The sequence below is a fragment of the Pantoea cypripedii genome (assembly GCF_002095535.1).
In the GTDB taxonomy this organism is placed as follows: domain Bacteria; phylum Pseudomonadota; class Gammaproteobacteria; order Enterobacterales; family Enterobacteriaceae; genus Pantoea; species Pantoea cypripedii.
Window position 1 is genome coordinate 2,089,791 of sequence record NZ_MLJI01000001.1, and the last position, 17,924, is coordinate 2,107,714.

General features: G+C 54.9%; 17 protein-coding genes. 4 read left to right on the plus strand and 13 right to left on the minus strand.

Translation table 11 applies throughout. From position 1 onward, the window contains the following. Nucleotides 1–8: 8 nt before the first annotated feature. From HA50_RS09720 to HA50_RS09750, 7 genes are all read right to left on the minus strand, one after another. The gene (locus HA50_RS09720; protein ID WP_084874736.1) at nucleotides 9–1,172 is read right to left on the minus strand and encodes a Gfo/Idh/MocA family protein; all 1,164 of its coding nucleotides are present in this window, start codon (nucleotides 1,170–1,172) and stop codon (nucleotides 9–11) included. 20 nt (nucleotides 1,173–1,192) lie between these two features. Continuing rightward, entirely contained in the window at nucleotides 1,193–1,963 is a 771-nt protein-coding gene (gene agaR, locus HA50_RS09725) for a transcriptional repressor AgaR (RefSeq protein ID WP_084874739.1), read from the minus strand. After that, a complete protein-coding gene (locus HA50_RS09730) occupies nucleotides 1,960–2,877 on the minus strand; it encodes an ROK family protein (protein ID WP_084874742.1) in 918 nt (305 codons plus the stop codon). Before HA50_RS09730 ends, agaR begins: the two co-directional genes overlap by 4 nt. A 15-nt stretch (nucleotides 2,878–2,892) precedes the next feature. Then, the gene (locus HA50_RS09735; RefSeq protein WP_084874744.1) at nucleotides 2,893–4,017 is read right to left on the minus strand and encodes an ABC transporter ATP-binding protein; all 1,125 of its coding nucleotides are present in this window, start codon (nucleotides 4,015–4,017) and stop codon (nucleotides 2,893–2,895) included. 26 nt (nucleotides 4,018–4,043) lie between these two features. Next, nucleotides 4,044–4,826, minus strand: a complete 783-nt coding sequence (locus HA50_RS09740) for a carbohydrate ABC transporter permease (protein WP_084878453.1) — start codon at nucleotides 4,824–4,826, stop codon at nucleotides 4,044–4,046. Nucleotides 4,827–4,924: 98 nt separating this feature from the next. Then, a complete protein-coding gene (locus HA50_RS09745) occupies nucleotides 4,925–5,857 on the minus strand; it encodes a carbohydrate ABC transporter permease (protein ID WP_084874747.1) in 933 nt (310 codons plus the stop codon). Nucleotides 5,858–5,932: 75 nt separating this feature from the next. Further along, the gene (locus tag HA50_RS09750; protein WP_084874749.1) at nucleotides 5,933–7,198 is read right to left on the minus strand and encodes an ABC transporter substrate-binding protein; all 1,266 of its coding nucleotides are present in this window, start codon (nucleotides 7,196–7,198) and stop codon (nucleotides 5,933–5,935) included. Nucleotides 7,199–7,651: 453 nt separating this feature from the next. Here HA50_RS09750 and HA50_RS09755 point away from each other — a divergent pair, with 453 nt between their 5' ends. Together HA50_RS09755 and HA50_RS09760 are read left to right on the plus strand one after the other, a co-directional pair. Continuing rightward, nucleotides 7,652–9,322: a DUF4091 domain-containing protein gene (locus HA50_RS09755; protein ID WP_084874752.1), complete on the plus strand. Its 1,671-nt coding sequence runs from the start codon at nucleotides 7,652–7,654 to the stop codon at nucleotides 9,320–9,322. A 63-nt stretch (nucleotides 9,323–9,385) separates the two neighbouring features. Further along, nucleotides 9,386–10,012 carry a TetR/AcrR family transcriptional regulator gene (locus HA50_RS09760; protein WP_084878455.1) on the plus strand — a complete coding sequence of 209 codons (627 nt, stop codon included), beginning with the start codon at nucleotides 9,386–9,388 and terminating at the stop codon, nucleotides 10,010–10,012. 81 nt (nucleotides 10,013–10,093) lie between these two features. Here HA50_RS09760 and HA50_RS09765 read toward each other — a convergent pair whose 3' ends face one another. Continuing rightward, nucleotides 10,094–10,711, minus strand: a complete 618-nt coding sequence (locus HA50_RS09765; protein ID WP_084878458.1) for a DUF3313 domain-containing protein — start codon at nucleotides 10,709–10,711, stop codon at nucleotides 10,094–10,096. Nucleotides 10,712–10,889: 178 nt separating this feature from the next. On the opposite strand from HA50_RS09765, the gene HA50_RS09775 reads away from it, so the two are divergent. Then, the gene (locus HA50_RS09775; protein ID WP_139810916.1) at nucleotides 10,890–11,255 is read left to right on the plus strand and encodes a hypothetical protein; all 366 of its coding nucleotides are present in this window, start codon (nucleotides 10,890–10,892) and stop codon (nucleotides 11,253–11,255) included. 114 nt (nucleotides 11,256–11,369) lie between these two features. On the opposite strand, the gene HA50_RS09780 is transcribed toward HA50_RS09775, so the two are convergent. Further along, a complete protein-coding gene (locus HA50_RS09780; protein ID WP_084874758.1) occupies nucleotides 11,370–12,290 on the minus strand; it encodes a carbon-nitrogen hydrolase family protein in 921 nt (306 codons plus the stop codon). An 86-nt stretch (nucleotides 12,291–12,376) separates the two neighbouring features. On the opposite strand from HA50_RS09780, the gene HA50_RS09785 reads away from it, so the two are divergent. Beyond that, a complete protein-coding gene (locus HA50_RS09785) occupies nucleotides 12,377–13,297 on the plus strand; it encodes a LysR family transcriptional regulator (protein ID WP_084874761.1) in 921 nt (306 codons plus the stop codon). Here the strand turns inward: HA50_RS09785 and HA50_RS09790 are convergent. The 4 genes from HA50_RS09790 to HA50_RS09805 all read right to left on the minus strand — a co-directional run bounded on the left by HA50_RS09790 (nucleotide 13,294) and on the right by HA50_RS09805 (nucleotide 17,744). Beyond that, entirely contained in the window at nucleotides 13,294–14,541 is a 1,248-nt protein-coding gene (locus HA50_RS09790; RefSeq protein ID WP_084874764.1) for an NAD(P)/FAD-dependent oxidoreductase, read from the minus strand. The two genes, HA50_RS09785 and HA50_RS09790, sit on opposite strands and share 4 nt — an antisense overlap. A 4-nt stretch (nucleotides 14,542–14,545) precedes the next feature. After that, nucleotides 14,546–14,893 (minus strand): RidA family protein, encoded by a 348-nt coding sequence (locus HA50_RS09795; protein ID WP_084874769.1) that lies wholly within the window; start codon nucleotides 14,891–14,893, stop codon nucleotides 14,546–14,548. A gap of 11 nt (nucleotides 14,894–14,904) precedes the next feature. Continuing rightward, nucleotides 14,905–16,404, minus strand: coding sequence for an amidase (locus HA50_RS09800; RefSeq protein WP_084874771.1), 1,500 nt, complete (start codon nucleotides 16,402–16,404; stop codon nucleotides 14,905–14,907). A 128-nt stretch (nucleotides 16,405–16,532) separates the two neighbouring features. After that, nucleotides 16,533–17,744 carry an MFS transporter gene (locus tag HA50_RS09805; protein ID WP_084874773.1) on the minus strand — a complete coding sequence of 404 codons (1,212 nt, stop codon included), beginning with the start codon at nucleotides 17,742–17,744 and terminating at the stop codon, nucleotides 16,533–16,535. Between the last annotated feature and the right edge of the window lie 180 nt (nucleotides 17,745–17,924).

The window sequence follows — 17,924 nt, forward strand, 5'->3', positions numbered from 1 at the left end:
ATCAAAACTCATGCGGTTTGCGCCGGAGTGAGCAACCGATCAAGTTTTTCCCATACCGGCGCTAAATCCACCAATTTGCGCTGCTCACGGGCTTCATCCATCGCCAGCGCCAGAATCCCGGCTTCAATCGCATCCTGCGGCGAAACCGGCAGCGGGCCGCCGTGCAGCACGTGGTCTATCACCTCACGCGCCATTTGTTCATCGGCACCATAATGCTGTGACAACGCGGTACGGGTAGCGTACTGCTTATCCACGGTTTTGTTGCCGCTCATGACATCGTGTACCCACAGGAAACCACGAATAAAATCGCCTTCCGCCTGGCCGCGCGACCCCATGATGCAGAAACGGCGGAATTGGTCCGGTGCGTTGATGTTGGTATGGAAATTCATCGCCACGCCGTTGGCGTATTCAACAATCGCCACCTGGTGGTCAACGATGTCGCCATCGCTGTCGAACACTTTATCGTCCCCCAGCCAGCCAGACGGCTTCTGGTGAAACAGCGTCATATCATCCACCCCGTGCTGGCGCGGATCATTTTCTGGCACAAAATTACGCCGCCCGCCAAAGCTGGCAACGCGCATCGGCCGGGAACCAATCAAGCTATTGTAGAGATCGAGATCATGGCAGCATTTTTCCAGCATAAAGCTGCCGGAATAGCGTGAATAGCGCCGCCAGTCGCGCATAAAAAAGGCCCCGTGGTACGGGTAGATATGTTCCGCGGCTTCTACCGAAACGATATGACCCAGCGCGCCGGACTGCCGTGCCTGCATCACATCGCGGTACATCGGCGCATAGCGCAGGACCAGGCCAATCAGCAGCTGTTCCTGACCATACTGCGCCAGCAATTCAGCCAACTGATAACTTTGTTCAAGGCTTGCCACCACCGGCTTTTCGCAAAACACTTTCACGCCCGCTTCCAGACCAACGCGGATATGCTCCAGATGCAGGTGATTGGGAGAGCCGATCATCAACAGATCGAGCTGATGCGCCGCCAGCAGCGCCTCGGGCGTGTCATAGACATCACCGGCTGCGATGCCATGCTGTTGCAGGGTCGCCAGCCCGGCCGGGGCCGGATCGACGTAACCCACGATGGTGAAGTCTGGCAACAGGCTACTGAACACATGCCCGAGATAACCGAGACGGAACCCTAATCCAATAATGCCTACTTTCATGAAGCTACTCTCCCGCGGTATTAGCGATCGGCGATGATGATTTCGACGCCCATTTTTTCCAGGGCGCGCACGTACTGCTCGGATATAGCACTGTCGGTGACCAGCCGGTGGATACGCTCCACCTCGCGGATCAAACAGAAACTGGTGCGACCAAACTTGCTGGAGTCGGCCACGGCAATGATCTCGCGTGAGACATCGCACATGGCGCGGTTAATCTGCGCCTCTCCCAACTGGGGCGTGGTAATGCCGGAGGTCAGGTCAAAACCATCGACACCGAGAAACAATTTGTCGAAGCGGTACTGACGGATATGCTGTTCCGCCGTCGGGCCGTCGATTGACCAGGAAGCGCTGCGCACGTTGCCGCCCAGCACCATCAAATGAATGTTTTCGCGGCTCGCCAGTTCATAAGCGATGTTGATGGCGTTGGTCATCACCACCAAATCCTTCTGTTTGTCCAGATGTCGGGTCATCAGGCTGGTCGTGGAACCGGAATCGATAATCACCGCTTCCCCGTCATTGATCAGTGCGGCAGCGGCTTTGGCGATGGCGAATTTCACGTCGCGATTGATTTTGCCTTTGTCTTCCAGCGGTCGATCAAAAACAAACTGACGATTCAGTTGTGCACCGCCATAGCCACGAATGGCACAGCCGCTTTTTTCCAGCCAGCGCAGGTCATTGCGGATAGTGACCGAACTGACGTTGTACAGGGCGCTGAGATCTTCCACCCGCACCACGCCCTCGCGCCTTAGCTGCTCAATAATCGATTCACGGCGTTGCTCGGTATTGATCATAAAGCTCCCTCCTGAACAGAGTTGAGTAGCGCTGCGCCACGCACGCCGCTGCTGTCGCCAAACACCGGTGGCAGAATCACCGCCGGTGGGCTGACGGCAAATAACCCTTCACGCATGGCATCCGGCAGGCGCGGATAGATTTCAGGAATATTGGACAACCCGCCGCCCAGTACAAAGGCGTCAATGTCCAGCATCATCTGTAACCCCGCCAGCGCACTGGCAAGAATCGCGATAAACATGCTAAACAGCTGCTGGGCCAGAGGGTCCTGTTGCCGGAAACTGACCATCAACGCGGGCAGATCGCGGGCCGGATGACCAAAATGCTGGCTTAGCGCCAGCAGACCGCGTCCGGAAACATAACGTTCGTAGCAATCCTTCAGGCCACAGTTACAGGCAAATGAGGGCAACTGATAGCGCTGAATCAGGCGCGCAGGTACCGGTAAATGCCCCCATTCGCCCGCCATGCCATGCTTACCGCTGAACAGTTGTTTATTCACCACCAATCCGCCGCCCGCGCCGGTGCCGATGATCACGCCAAACACCACCGAATAATCCAGCGTTTGCGGCGAATGCGCTTCGGATAGCGCAAAGCAGTGGCAATCATTGCCTATCGCCACTGGGCGGTTAAGCAGGGTTTCGATATCCCGCTTCAGGTTGCGGCCGGTAAGGCAGGGGACATTGGCCGAGAGCTGCTGCTGCGTGCGCGGATCGGTGATACCGGGCAAACCGATGCCTACTTTTCCTTTGCAGCCAAACTGCTGATCGGCCTCCAGGGTGAGCTCCACCAGGCAGTTGAGAAAGGCGGTGTAATCTTCACCGGGGGTTGCCACCCGCTGGCGAAACAGCTGCTGCATCCTGTCGTCATAGGCGGCGATTTCAATTTTTGTCCCGCCGATATCAAATCCGTAACGCATAGGGTTATCCTGGGATTAGAGGCTCGCCGGGCGCAGCACACGCCCATGGGTGATATCAAACAAATGAGCATGGTCCAGCGCCAGTTGCAGCCCGATGCGTTCGCCCGGTTGTGACGCCCAGCCAAGGGAAGAAGGGAAGCGCGCGACAAAGTGGCGGCCTGCCACATCGCAATGCACGATCTCTTCATTGCCCATATGTTCCACCGTCTGCACCGTTGCCGGTAACGCCCCCGGCGCATCCGCCGTGGTGATCAGCACATGCTCCGGGCGGATACCGAGGCAGATTTGCGCCTCAGTGTAGCCGTTCAGACGCGCCGCCACGCTGGCAGGCAGCACCAGCTTGCCGGCATCGTCAAATGACAACGCAGGCTGGCCGTTATTAGTAGTAATAGTTACATCATGCAGGTTCATAGCCGGGCTGCCGATAAATGCGGCCACGAATTTGTTTGCCGGCTGATGATAGAGGGTCACCGGCTTGTCCACCTGTTGAATCACGCCGCGATCCAGCACGCAGATGCGATCGCCCATGGTCATGGCTTCCACCTGATCGTGGGTGACATAAATCATGGTCGAGGGTAAGCCCTCCGCTTTGAGTTGCTGATGCAGATTGATCAGTTGCAGGCGCATCGAGACACGCAATTTTGCATCGAGATTGGATAGCGGTTCATCAAACAAAAACACGCGCGGACGACGCACAATCGCACGCCCCAGCGCCACACGCTGGCACTGCCCACCTGAAAGCTGTCCTGGTTTTCGCTCCAGCAAATGGCTGATCTCCAGGTTCTCTGCCGCTTCGCGTACCCGGCGATCAATCTCCTCGCGGGGCATTTTGCCGCTCAGGCTAAACGCCATGTTTTTATATACCGTCATATGCGGGTACAGCGCGTAGTTCTGGAACACCATCGCCACTTCCCGGTCTTTGGGTAACACCTGATTGACGCAGCGATTTTGAATCACGATTTCACCTTCGCTGATGCTTTCCAGCCCGGCAATCATGCGCAGCAAAGTTGATTTTGCGCAGCCCGATGGCCCGACAAACACCATGAATTCACCTTCCTGAATCGAAAGGTCAATACCGTGCAGCGCCTGGAAGCCGTTGGGATAAATTTTCTTCACATCATGTAGTTGAATGCCAGACATAGCTGCTTCCTCATGTTGGGGGGCAATTACCCTTTAACTCCGGCGCTGGCGATTCCCTGGATGAAATAGCGCTGGAAAAAGATGAATAACATCAGCATCGGCAGCACCGCCATCAGCGCGCCAGCCATCAGCATCGGATAGGGCACGCCCGCACGACTGGCGAGCGACGCCAGCCCCACCGGCAGGGTTAACTTATCGACGCTGGTATTAACGATTAATGGCCACATCAGGTTATTCCAGGCCCACAAGCCATTAATAATGATGCAGGCAATCAATCCCGGACGGATCAGCGGCAGCAGAATGCGCCAGAAAATCGCGAAATGGTTGTAGCCATCAAGCAATGCGGCTTCTTCCAGCTCGCGCGGCACGCCAAGGAAGAACTGCCGCAGCAGAAAGGTGGCGTAGATACTGAAAATGCCGGGCAGGATCAGACCACTCAGGGTGTTCACCAGGCCGAGTTTCTGCACGATAAGAAACTGCGGAATCAGGAAAGCCTGGGCGGGCACCATCAGAATCGACACACACAACATAAACACCGTGTCGCGGCCACGAAATGTCAGGCGCGAGAAGCCATAAGCGGCCATTGCCGCAATCAACATTTGCAGGGTGACGGTGAAAAAGGTGTAAAGAAACGAGTTGATATAAAAGGTGGTGAAGGGGATCTCAGTCAGAATACGGTGATAAGCCTGCAACGAAGGATGCTGAGGCAAAATCGCCAGCGGAATCTGGATGCTTTCCGGCTGGGTTTTCAGTGAGGTCAGCAACATCCAGATAAACGGCACCAGCGAGATAAGGCTGGCCAGCGTCATCAACGCGTACACCGTCAGACGGCGGATTTTTTCCTGATGCTGACGACGAAACCACGCCAGTTCTTCTGATTGGGGTAATGTGCTCATGGCGGGTTTCCTCAGGTAACCTTTATTTTTTTACCAATAAACATCTGCACCAGGCTGATCACCAGGGTCACGATAAACAGCATCACGGCGATGGCAGAGGCATAACCTTTTTCCTGTAAATAAAAGGCGTATTTATAGAACAGGAACGTCACCGTCATGGCGTCACTTTCAATCATCGAACGGTCGAACATTAAAAAGATCACGTCGAAGATTTGTATCACTTCAATGAAACTCATGATCGACACGAAAAATAATGTCGGCAACATCAGCGGTAATGTAATAAAGAAGAAGCGGCGCAGGGTGCCAATGCCGTCAATATCAGCGGCTTCATACACCTGACGGGGAATATTTTGTAACCCGGCCAGCAGGATAATGATTTTTAACGCCAGCGATGACCAGATAATAATGATAGACACGCTGAGGTGCACCACTTTGGGATCGGAGAGCCAATCAACCTGCGAAATGCCTATAAATCCCAGCATATGGTTAACCAGGCCAAAATCACCGTTAAACAGCCATTGCCACACCATCGCCACCGCCGCAGGCATGGTGATAGCGGGTAGAAACAGCAGGGTGCGGAACAGCGTCTTGCCACGAATCGGCTGGTTCAGGCCGATTGCCAGCAGCAGCGAAAGAGCAAGGCTGACCGGCACGCACACCACCACATAGAACAGGGTATTGAGCGTAGCGGTATAAAAATCATCATCTGTGAACAGGTCACGATAATTATCCAGACTGACCTCGGTCCAGTTCATAAACTGATTGAGATCGGTAAAGCTATAAAAAAATGTCTGGAGAAAAGGAATGAAATAAAACACCAGTAAGCCGATAACCAGCGGAGCGATCATTATCCAGCCCCAGAAACGCTCGGCTCGTTCCAGACTACTGACATTTTTTACCGTTTTCACACGCGGGATAACGGTAGCGGGGGAGATATTTTCCATCTTTATCGGCTCCGAAGCGGCGCAATTTATCGCGCGGGACCTGATAGCAGCGCGATAAATCGCGCTGCTACAGAATTATTTTTCCATCACACGGCTGATTTTCTTCACCGATTTATCCATTTCTTCTTTGGCATCTGCGCCCATAAAGATTTTCTTCAGGCTGCTGATCCACATATTTTGCCACTTCGGTGTATTGGTCCCGGCGGTGGGATAAGCGGTGGCGTGATCCAGCGCATTCAGATAGGCGGTGACGTCAACCTGCTTCACATTGGCAGCCCAGGCTGGCATCGCCTGTTTGTTGGCCGGAATGACCGCGGCTGCCAACTCCTCCTGCGATGATTTCTGCGCCATAAAGGAAACATAACGCCAGGCGGCATCTTTATGTTTACCGTTGGCGTACAAGGCAAAACCGAGGCTGTGTGCCACACCGGCTTCTTTATCGATGCGCGGCATTTCAATCACGCCAATATGATCGTTAATTTGTGGGTTGCTGGCGAAGGGTGCCGCCTGCCAGGAACCAGCGTATACCATCGCAGCACGGTTGGAGGTAAATACCGAGTCGGTTTTCAGCTCACTCATCTGATTGGCGGTCGGCAGCAGGCCCTCTTTCATCATTTGCTGCAATTGCTGATACACCCAGATCGCGTTATCGCTGGCGATATCGGTCGGCTGACCATTGGCTGGTACGATATGTACACCTTTCTGATACAGCAGGTTCAGGTAGCTTTCCTGGCCGTCATTGCTGAGATCCATATACAACGGGAAGGCGTCGCCTTTCAGTTTGGCTTTCAGCGCGGTGGCGGTGGTTTTCAGGTCATCCCAGGTCCAGCCTTTTTTCGGATAGCTGACACCGGCCTGATCAAACAGTTTTTTGTTGTACCAGACAGCAATCGCATCCACATCTCGCGGGATAGCCAGCTGGTTGCCATCAAACTGGTAGGCTTTCACTGAGCTGGCGACGATGTTGTTCAGATCGACCGATTTATCGTTCAGGTAGCCATTCAGCGGGGCCAGCACATGGTTCTGCGCATACTGGATAAAGTAGGGCATATTCACCCAAAAGATATCCGGTGCCACACCACCCGCGACGGCGGAATCCAGTTTGACGAAATATTGTGAAGCCGGTACCACTTCTATATCAATATTGATATCCGGGTTAGCCTTTTCGAATGACTGAGCAATTTTTTCTTCAGCAGGAAGTTGATTTCGATCCCAAATAGCGTAACGCAACGTTATTTTATCGGCCGCCTGGCTGAGTGCAGGAATTAAAAGTGCGACAGCTAATGTGATTCCGGAAATTACTGGCCTGATATGAGACTTATTGTTTTTTGCAAACAGCATGACACAACCCTCATCAATAAAAAGTATTTCGCTGGAAAGACCCGGTGTTGGTGAATGATTTTGTAAACCATCCGTAATCTGGCTGTCAACAACGAAAAAGTGTAAGTGTGAGTGGTGATTTTCCTTTCGATCTTTCGAAATCGAAAGGTTTTCGACAGGATTTTACGTATCATTTCGTCACACAAGTAGCGAAACGAAAGGGTGGGCGGGCGGTAATGATCTAATTAGCAAGGCTTTTTTCTGCGCAGGTTAGGATGATTCATGTGACATTAATAACGCTAATTAAAACTAAAGTCCTGACATTATTTCTGCCCGGCTTTCAGTGTTTGCAGGAAAATATTATGATTTGCGAGCTGCGTCATCTTATTTTCTTATTACCTTTTTTTTCTATTTTTTCTTTTCAGTATGCGTGCTATTAATTTGCCCAACTTCTGACGCTATAAGGGATGAACCATGACGTTACATCTGCGGCTGACTTCGTCGCTGGAAAAAATGTTCCACCAAAAAACAATTACCGATGTAAAGCAACTGACGGCAGCCAGCATTCTTTCCAATGAAACGTTTTCTTTCCAGGCGCAATATTTTCTGCCCTCGCAGGAACGTAAAACCCGTCGCACTTTGTCCTGGTCAGTGGAGAGTGAGTTGTTGCCGTGGTTGCAGTTGTATCAGGTAACGTCGGTGCCGGGGCATCTGGCGTGTTACAACACCGTAGATGAAAACTACCTGACCACCGAACCGGGTCTGTTTCCGGACTTGCTGATGCCGCTAACCACGCCAGAGCTGCAAATTACCTGCAATTATCAGGGGGCACTGTGGCTCTGCCTGACACCTCCGGCCAGCGGTTTGCCGCCGGGACAGCACAACATTACCCTGCGCTTGCAGGATAAAGAGGACAGCAGCCTGGTAAGCGAAAGCGCATTGACGCTGACGGTGTTACCTGATGCGCTGCCAGAGCAGCAGCTTTACCATACCGAATGGATCCATACCGATTGCCTGGCAAATTACTATCAGCTGCCGGTATTCAGTGAGGAGTACTGGCAGGCAGTGCGCAACTTTGTGCACAGCGCGGTGGCGCACGGCGTCAATATGATGCTGACCCCGCTGTTTACGCCGCCGCTCGATACCGCACCGGGCACAGTGCGCACTGAGGTGCAGCTGATTGATGTAGTGGATGATGGGCAAGGGGGTTACCGCTTTGGTTTTGAACGCCTGGCGCGCTGGGTGGCGTTATGCCGGGAAGAGGGGATACGTGACTTTGAAATCGCCCACTTTTTCACCCAATGGGGAGCTGCTCATGCGCCGCATGTGGCGGTGCAATTGCCGAATGGCAGCCGGGAAGCGCGTTTTGGCTGGCATACCGATGCGTTTGGCGAGCAATGGCGTCACTTTCTCACTGCCTTCCTGCCGCAGCTGACTGCCTGGTTTACTCAGCAGGGATTGCAGGATCGGGTGTGGTTCCATATTTCCGATGAACCGACCGATCAGCATCTGGCAAACTATCGTAAAGCCAGCGACCTGCTGCGCCCGTTAATCTCCGGCTATCGCACGCTGGATGCCTTGTCCGATTACGATTTCTATCGACTCGGCCTGGTGGAGAAACCCGTTACCGCCTCTGATCATCTGGAACCTTTTCTGGAGAATCAGGTACCCGGCCAGTGGACCTACTATTGCTGCGCCCAGTATCTGGACGTTGCCAACCGTTTTATGGCGCAGCCGTCGGTGCGCAACCGTATCCTTGGGGTTCAGCTGTGGTTGTATCGCATTGAAGGCTTTTTGCATTGGGGTTTTAACTTCTATAACAGCGAGCTGTCACGCGAAGCGATTGATCCCTTCGCCGTCACCGATGGCTTGCAGGCGTTTCCGGCAGGCGATCCTTTCCTGGTCTATCCCGGCAAAGGTTTCACCCCTTTGCCCTCGATTCGTCTGAAAGTGCTGCTGGAAGCGTTACAGGATCTGCGGGCGTTACAATTACTGGAAAGGTTGCAGGGGCGTGCAGCAGTAGAAGCCTTAGTGGATGAGATGATGGAAATGCGCATTACCTTTAAGGCCTGGCCTGCTGATGCGGAAAAATTGCTGCGGCTGCGTCACGAGGTAAACCGGCGCATTGCTAGCAACAAGGCATAACCTTACGGTTTAATGAACCGGGCGGTTTTGTTATGCTGCCCGTTCAGCCGCAAAGAGGATGTTATGCGCACACTTACCGATGAAAAAAGACAAGCCATTATGACCGCCGCCTCAGCCGTGTTTCAGGAACATGGCTACGAGCGGGCCTCAATGAATGAAGTTGCCCGCCGTGCCGGGGGGTCTAAGGCCACGTTATACAACTATTTTCCTTCCAAGGAAGCCCTGTTTGAGGCGGTGGTCAGGACTTACAGCACCCATTATCTGACCGAAGCCGCCGGGGAGATCCTCAACGACGATGGCAGCGAACTCAGCCTGGAAAGCAAACTCCATCGTTTTGGTAAAGGCATGCTGAGCGTGCTGATGACCGACAGCCAGGCACTGCAACTTTATCGCGTGGTGGTCGGTGAAGCCGGTCATTCGGATATCGGCGCGCTGTTTTATGAATCCGGCGTGCGGGAAAGTATGGAAATGCTCGCCAGCCTGATGAAAAACCATATGGAGCAAGGCGATCTGGCGGAAAATTGCCCGATGCTGCGCGCGCGCCAGTTTTCCGCGTTGCTGAAAGCCGAAGTGGATGAATTGCTGTTGAAAAAAGAGATGGATACTTTTTCTGAAAGCCGGGTCACCGAGATGGTGGCGGCGGCAGTGAACCTGTTTCTGGCCGGTGCCTGCCGCCGTACTGGCTCGTAGCGGCGCGATTTATCGCGCTATTATCAGCAGTGCCCCGGCCAAAAGCGCGCGATAAATCGCGCCGCTACATTAATTGAACTGTTACTGTAATTTTTTCAGCAGTTCCTCCGCGCCCTTATCAATGCCGGTTTCTGCGGCGCTGAGTGAGCCGAAGGTGGCTCCGATATTCATCGCATTGGGATATTGTTCCGCGACGTAGGCCAGCAGCAGTTCACCGGTTTCGGCATCATGAATTTCCACCGCATAGTTCACATAACCACTGAGCATGCCGCGCCCGCCGCGAATCGACTGGACGATATTATACGGCCCTCCGGCAAGATCGAATTTGGTGACGGTCCCGGCAAACTGCGTAGTGGTATCCGCACCGGTCAGCGTCAGTTTGAGACGTAGCGTATTCGGGGAAGGGGACGTGGCGCTCTGAAAGCGCGTGGTTAACTCCTTGCCAAACTTCTGTTGCATATAATCGGCAAGATGGCGGCGATCGGCTTGATCCATATCGTTAAACTGGCCGTCACTGCCCTGATAAAGGCTGACTGGCTCAATAATGATCTTGCCATATTTCTTCCAGTCCACTGGCGCACTGTAGCGATAAGGGATTCTGTCGTTGTCATCCCCGGCGTTGGGACTGAGACGGGAAGACGACTCCAGGCCGGTATACTTCACCGGCGCGGTGCTGGAACATCCGGTCACACCCGCCATCAGGACCAGAGCGGCTAACCCCGCATAAATCCCCTTCAATGATTTCTCCACAATCCGATCCTCTTAAAAAGTAAAAATGAGTATAAAAACGCCATAATTAAACTGTACGGTATAGTTATCTTGATTTATGCTGTTTCTGTCAAGCAGATGTTGCGGCAGGTTTCTGGGGGGGCGGGGGATGCACAGAACGATCATCAGCGGTGAAAACGGCATATGCCGAAATGAGGCAGATTTATTACTGGCCGGAAACATGGCGCTGCCTTTGCGTTACGCCAGCCTGCCGTTGGGTAAAAAATTGAATAGGCTAGGGCTGAGGCTGGCACTAGCATCGCGTTGCCCGCCAGAAGTAGAAGAACAGGTGATGTGGGTCGTCAATGGCGCGATGCTGAAGGGGGAACTGCGCTACCGCAGCCCGGATGTTATGGTCACGACATTTTTGCAGCTGCTTTATGAGTACCAGGTGAGCCGCGCGATGCCGTTACGTGCCGCCGTGCGCACCGCCGTGAAACGGTTTATGGCGGAAAATAGCGGGGTGATCCTGTAGCGGCGCGATTTATCGCGCGGGTTTAAGCAGACGTTGAAAATGCCTGAAAAGAGCGCGATAAATCGCGCCGCTACGTGTTCATGCATTTCAGAGGCCCTGGTGTTGGCTATTATCTTACTGGAAGGTCACGGTTTTTTTTGGTTTTTGGTCAACAGATAAAGAGAAAACATCCGGGCGGGCATAATGTCCGACCACATCAAAGTCATAACGGGCGCGAATCAGTTCATCGGTATCAATCTGCGCACACAGCAACCCTTCGCTGCCGCGTAACGGACCGGCCAGCACATCACCCAATGGGCCGATAATCACGCTGCCACCCTGAATCAACAGGCGCTGACTGTCCCAGCCGGGGATTTCAATACCGAGTTCTGCCGGTGACGGCTGAATCTGACAGGCACTGAGGACAAAGCAGCGTCCTTCATGGGCGATATGCCGCATTGAGGCCTGCCACACATCGCGTTCATCCACCGTTGGCGCGCACCAGATTTGCACCCCTTTGGCGTACATGGCGGTACGCAGCAGCGGCATATGATTTTCCCAGCAAATCGCGGCACCGATGCGCCCGGCTTGTGTGTCCAGCACTGGCAGGGTGGAACCGTCGCCCTGGCCCCAGATCAAACGTTCGGTGCCGGTTGGCATCAGTTTGCGATGTTTCGCTGCCAGTCCGGTTTCGGGTTCGAAAAATAACGCGCTGCAATATAAGGTGCTGCCTTCGCGTTCAATCACGCCAATCACTAACGCCGCCTGGGTTCTGCGCGACAGATCCGCCAGCGCCTCGGTTTCTTTGCCCGGCACATCAATGGCGTTGGCAAAGTATTCAGCCCAGGTTTCCCGTCCCTCCGGCAGGCGATACCCCAGTTGGGTGCCAAAGGTTTCCCCTTTGGGATAGCCGCCGAGCAGGGCTTCAGGCATCACCACCAGACGGGCACCGCTGGCGATGATTTGCTCTTCATAAGACAGAATCTTTTCTAAGGTTTGTGCTTTGCCTGCAGGGGCGGAACCCATTTGCAGCACTGCCACAGTTGAGGAGGCCATGGTTAATTACCTGTTGCCGAAGATAGGAACCACTGATACTCCCCGCTATAGTGATATGAATCAATCGCCATGGCCGCATATCTGATATGAACAACATGAATATCGAAGCACTCGATCTTAATCTCTTCAAAGTGTTTGAAGCCCTGTATGAAGAAGGCAGCGCCAGCAGAGCGGCGTTACGGCTGGGGATTACCCAGTCAGCGGTGAGTGCTGCGCTGGGCAGATTGCGCAAAATTTATGGCGACCATCTGTTTGACCGCACCGGGCGCGGTCTGCGCCCAAGTCGCCGCGCCGAGGAGTTAAAACCGATTGTCAGTGAAGCGCTGAATCGCTGTCGCCAGAGTCTTGCGCTGGCGCAGCTGGATCAGGCCGCGTTCGATGGCCGCAGCGTGGTGCTGGGCTGGTCTGATGATTATGAAATCGCGCTGGCGCGCCAGCTGATTAATCGCGTGGCGCAGGAATATCCGGGACTGCGGCTGATATTCCGGCAAATTCACAGCCGGATTGCCGCCGGGATGCTGATGAACCGCATGGTCGATTTGGCGGTTACCTCGGGAAGCGGCAGCTCGGCAGCGTTGAGTAAAGAGTTAGTGGGGGTGAATGACTACGCCTGCGTAGTGGATTTTATGCCGACCACGCCGGAACTGACTATCGATGAGTACACCACGCTGCAACATATTCTGATTTCATCAGGGGGTATGGTGGGGATTGTCGATGAAGCGCTGGCTGAACTGGGGCTGAAACGCACGGTTGAAGCTGCCGCGACGCATTTCTCCGCCGTACCCTGGCTGATCAAAGGTTCACGGTCAATTGTGACGCTGCCCAGCCACGCCGCCCGCGCGATGGCCGACATGTTCGATTTACACCTGTTACGCTGCCCGATTGAATTACCTGAGTATTCGGTAGAACTGGCCTGGCGAGCCGACAGTCTCAGGGACCCGGCAGTGGCCGGGGTGAGGAATATTTTGCGTGAGTTGCTGAAAGTGATGTGTAAGCCGTCACGTTAAAAACGTCGTGACGGGCTAAACGCCTCCATCGCAATGCTGCTGCGCTCGCCGTGCATCATTTCGGCCAGCAACATCCCGGTGGCCGGACCGAGAGTAAAACCCTGATGACCATGACCAAACGCGCACCACATGCCAGGCTGGCCCGGCACTGCACCGATCACCGGTTTCATATCCGGCATACAGGGACGGGCACCTTTCCAGGGCTCAGCTTCTACGGCAGCACCCAGCGGCACCAGCTGGCGCGCCACCTGTTCCACCGCCTTAAGCTGAACAGGGGTGGCAGGTGCATCAATATCGGCCAGTTCTGCTCCGGTGGTGATGCGTAAACCGCGCGCCATCGGCGCAATCAGATAGCCCCGTTCTTCATCCAGCATCCAGTGGCGTGGCGTAGCGCCTGCTACCGGCTGGAAATGCTGATGGTAGCCACGTTTCACAAACAACGGTGGACGATAGCCAAAATCACCGGTGAGCTGCGGACTCCAGGGACCGAGTGCCACCACCACCTGACGTGCCTGCAACCAGGCTCCGTTTTGCGTTTGCACCTGCCAGCCGCCGTCCGCCGTCGGGCGCAGCGTCTGGGCGTTGCCCTGATACCAGGCGGCTCCGCGCGCCAACAACAACGTCGCATAGGCTTTCACCAGCTCGCCGGGATCACGCACCGTCAGCGGGTCACTCCAGTAAACCGCACCGCTCAGCTGCGCGCGTAACGCCGGTTCAGCAGCCTGTAATTGGGCTGCATCCAGCTTGCGATGATTCACCCCCATCGCCAGCAATTTGTCGGCATCGGCAAAAGCCGCATCACGCGGTTTATCGCTGCGAAACAGCATCAACCAGCCACGCTCACCGAGCAAATGGCGGGCGTTGGCTGCATCCAGCAACGCTTCATGGGTATCGATCGATAAGGCGATCAACGAAGCATAGGCCGCTGCAATCGGCGCATAAGCCCGCGGTGCCGAATTGGCGTAGTAGCGCAACAGCGGTGAGATGAGGGAAGGGATTGCGCGCGGATGATAACGCACATCCAGTCGACGATTGCCCGCCACGCTGAGCAGCGTACTGACTTCACGCGGAAAGGCGTAAGGATTGACCGCCTCGCGCTGAATGATGCCCGCATTGCCATACGAGGTTTCTTCGCCAGGGGCGCGCCGGTCCAGCAGCGCGACATCATAACCGCGTTGTTGCAGATGCAGGGCACAGCTCACCCCAACCATCCCGGCCCCCAGCACTAACACATCATGCGCCATCGCTTTACTCCGCAGTGGGTTTTTGCGCGACCACGGTGATCTCCAGCAACGCCTCCTGCAACACCAGGCCTGCCAGTACCGTGGTTCTCACCGGTAACGGATCGCTGAACCATTTGGCATACGCCTGATTAAACGGGGCGAACAAATCGGCATCGGTGAGATACACGGTGCAGGAGAAGATATCTGCCAGGGTGCAACCCTGTTCGGCCAGCGTGGCCTGAATGGTCTGCATCACGCGTTCGGTCTGACGGCTGACTTCTGCCGCCAGCGTGCCATCTTCTTCAAACCCAATCACACCGGAGAGCCATACCTGATCACCGACCAGACGTACTTTGGAAAAAGGTAAATTCATGTTGTCCTCGTTTACTGACCTAAAGGAAGATAAAAATCCGCCATGCTGGCGATGGGTGGTGCGAGGCGCAGCGCGGCAATGTCCGGCTGCGGGCGTGCCAGTTGCGGATGCTGGCTAAATTTTTGCTCCAGCGCTTTTGCCACCCGCAGCACGCCAGTGTCGTCACCGCGCTTGCCGATGATCTGCAAACCAAACGGCATGCCCTGCGCATCCCGACCCAGGGGTAAGGAAAGGGAGGGCAGCCCGGCCAGCGAGGTGACATACGCCAGCGCCAGCCAGTGATAATAGGTTCGTGTCGGCTGGCCGTTGATTTCACGCGGATAAAGTTCGGTCCACGGACGTGGGCTGATGGTGACCGCCGGTGACACCATATAATCATAGTCGTGAAAAAACGCTTCCCAGCGCCGATACAGCTGGGTTTGTAAATCCAGTCCGCGTGCAATATCCAGCGCGCTGTAGCGCAAGCCTTCTTCAATATTCATGCGGACGTTTTCACCCACTGACTGCGGATTTTGCTGATACAGTTCACGCGTAGCAGTAAGGAACAACAGCGAGCGCAGGGTTTCGAAGGCTTCATTCGTTCCCTGACAATCCGGCGTCGCCTGTTCAGCGCTGGCGAACAGCGGGGCGATATGCTGCATTTTGCTGTGAAAGCAGTCCACCACACCTTGCTCGGTCGGGGCGAAGCCGAAGTCGTGGCTCCACGCCAGGCGTTGCGAGGAGAGGTCCATCGCAGCCAGAGGGAAGAACTCCTGCGGCTGGCGCAACTGGCGTCCCGGCACCACATGCGACAGCGGATCGCGCGCATCTTCTCCCTGCATCACGCTGAACATTAAGGCAGCGTCATCCACCGTGCGTCCCATCGGACCCAGGGTGGAAATTTGCAACCAGGCGCAGCCGCGTTTTTCTGCCGGGATAAGACCCGCCGTCGGGCGGAAACCGACCACGCCATTAAAAGCCGCCGGATTACGCAGCGAACCGCCGGTATCGGAACCGGTCGCCAGCGACACCATGCCGCAGGCCAGCGCCGCCGCAGATCCGCCGGAGGATCCTGCGGCGGAACGGGTGGTATCAAACGGGTTACCGGTGGTGCCATACACTGCGTTGCGGGAGTTTCCTCCGGCACCCCATTCCGGCACGTTGGTTTTGCCGACGATATTCGCGCCCGCCGCCCGCAACACCGCCACCAGCCGCTCATCCTGCTGTGGCACGTTGTTACGTTTTGCCACGCTGCCGTAAGTGGTCGGCAAGCCAGCGGCGTCGATCATATCCTTCACGCCGAGCGGTAAACCGTGTAACGGGCCGAGTGGTTCGCCGCGCAGCACCGCATTATCCTGCTGTTTGGCGACGGCGCGCGCCGCAGCAAAATCGCAGGCCACCAGCGCATTCACCGCCGGATTAACCTGTCCTATCCGGTTGATGCAGCTTTCCAGCAGCTCACTCGGGGCGATGCTCTTTTCTCCAATCAGACGGCGGGCTTCAGTCGCCGGGAGATCGCATAACCTATCCATCGCATCATCCTTCTTTGGTTAATATATTCAGGTTCGCACTGATGTGTAGCGGCGCGATTTATCGCGCAGGTTTTTTAGGTGCTCAATTCAAAAGATGCGCAATAAATTGCGCCGCTACGTCAGGTGCCTTAACTGAGCGGCATTACCGCCGCTGGGCCGGTTTTTTCCGTGCGGATGGTCAGGCTCATCAGGGTTGAGAACGCGGCGGCCCCCATCAGGAACAGGAACGCGGAGCCAAAGCTGAAGTGTTGCACCATCAGACCAATCGCCAGCGGGGCAATAAACCCTGCTGCCTGGCCGCCAAAGTTGATCACGCCAATACCCGAACCCACCATCCGTGGCGCGAGGATTTTGGTTGGCAGCGCCACCGCCACCGCCAGCACAAAGGATTTAAAGAAATAGGTGAATGCCTGTGCCACGATCACGCCAGTCAGCGTTTCCGCGCGGTACATACATCCGATGGAGATGGCGGTAAACAGGGCGCTGAACAGCAGCATCAGGTTTTCCCGGCCATTAAAGAATTTCATCATCACCCAGCCGCCGATGGCGGTCGCGATCCCGGCCATCAGATAGGGGATCGGCAGCAGCACGCCGACGGCTTTCAGGTCGAGGTGACGCTCGGTCATCAGATAAACCGGCATCCAGGAATCCAGCCCTTTGTTGATCAGGCTCAGGCCAAACCACACTGCCGCGATCTTCCACAGCAGCGGGTGTTTCATCACGCTTTTCACGTCCTGAAGATTAATACGTTGCCGCTGTTCATTGTCACTGGCTGGGGTGTTGCGCACCGTCAGGCTATATATCAGTACAAACACCAATCCCAAAATCCCAATTAGCATAAAGGTGTGACGCCAGTGGAAATGCAGCAGCAGTGGGGCAATTAACAGCGGGGCGATCATGCTACCGATATAATTCGACGACACCAGCAACGAGGTAATTTTGGGTTTTTGTTCCGTACGGTAATTTTCCGCCGCATTCTTAATGGCTGCCGAGGGGAACGCGCCTTCACCCAGACCGAACAACAGGCGGATCAATAACAATGACGCCAGCGACCATGCCAGGCCGGTCAGCAGGGTGAACAATGACCAGAAACCGATCGCCATAATCACCACTGACTTCGCGCCAAAGCGGTCGGCCAGCCAGCCACCCGGCAACTGCATCAGCCAGAAACCAAAATAGAACACGCTCAATACCAGGCCGAGTTCGGCGGGGCTGAGGTGCATTTCCGCCGTCAGCGCCGGTGCACCCATGCTCAGCACCACACGATCAATAAAGGCGATACACCAGGCGATATACAGCAAAATAACCACCCAATGCCGGTAAAACGATGAAGGTTGCATGGCAGTTCCTTATTAGCCGGAGGATTAAATTTCTCAGCAGAAATTCATCCTGCCATGCGCTCAGGGTTATCACCATTTCAACTTTTTCACGTTATCGATGCCAAAAAGGCAAAGATAACCTTGTGATAAGCCATTATTATTTCGCGCCGTCATAAACGACGAAAAAGGGATCGATTCAGA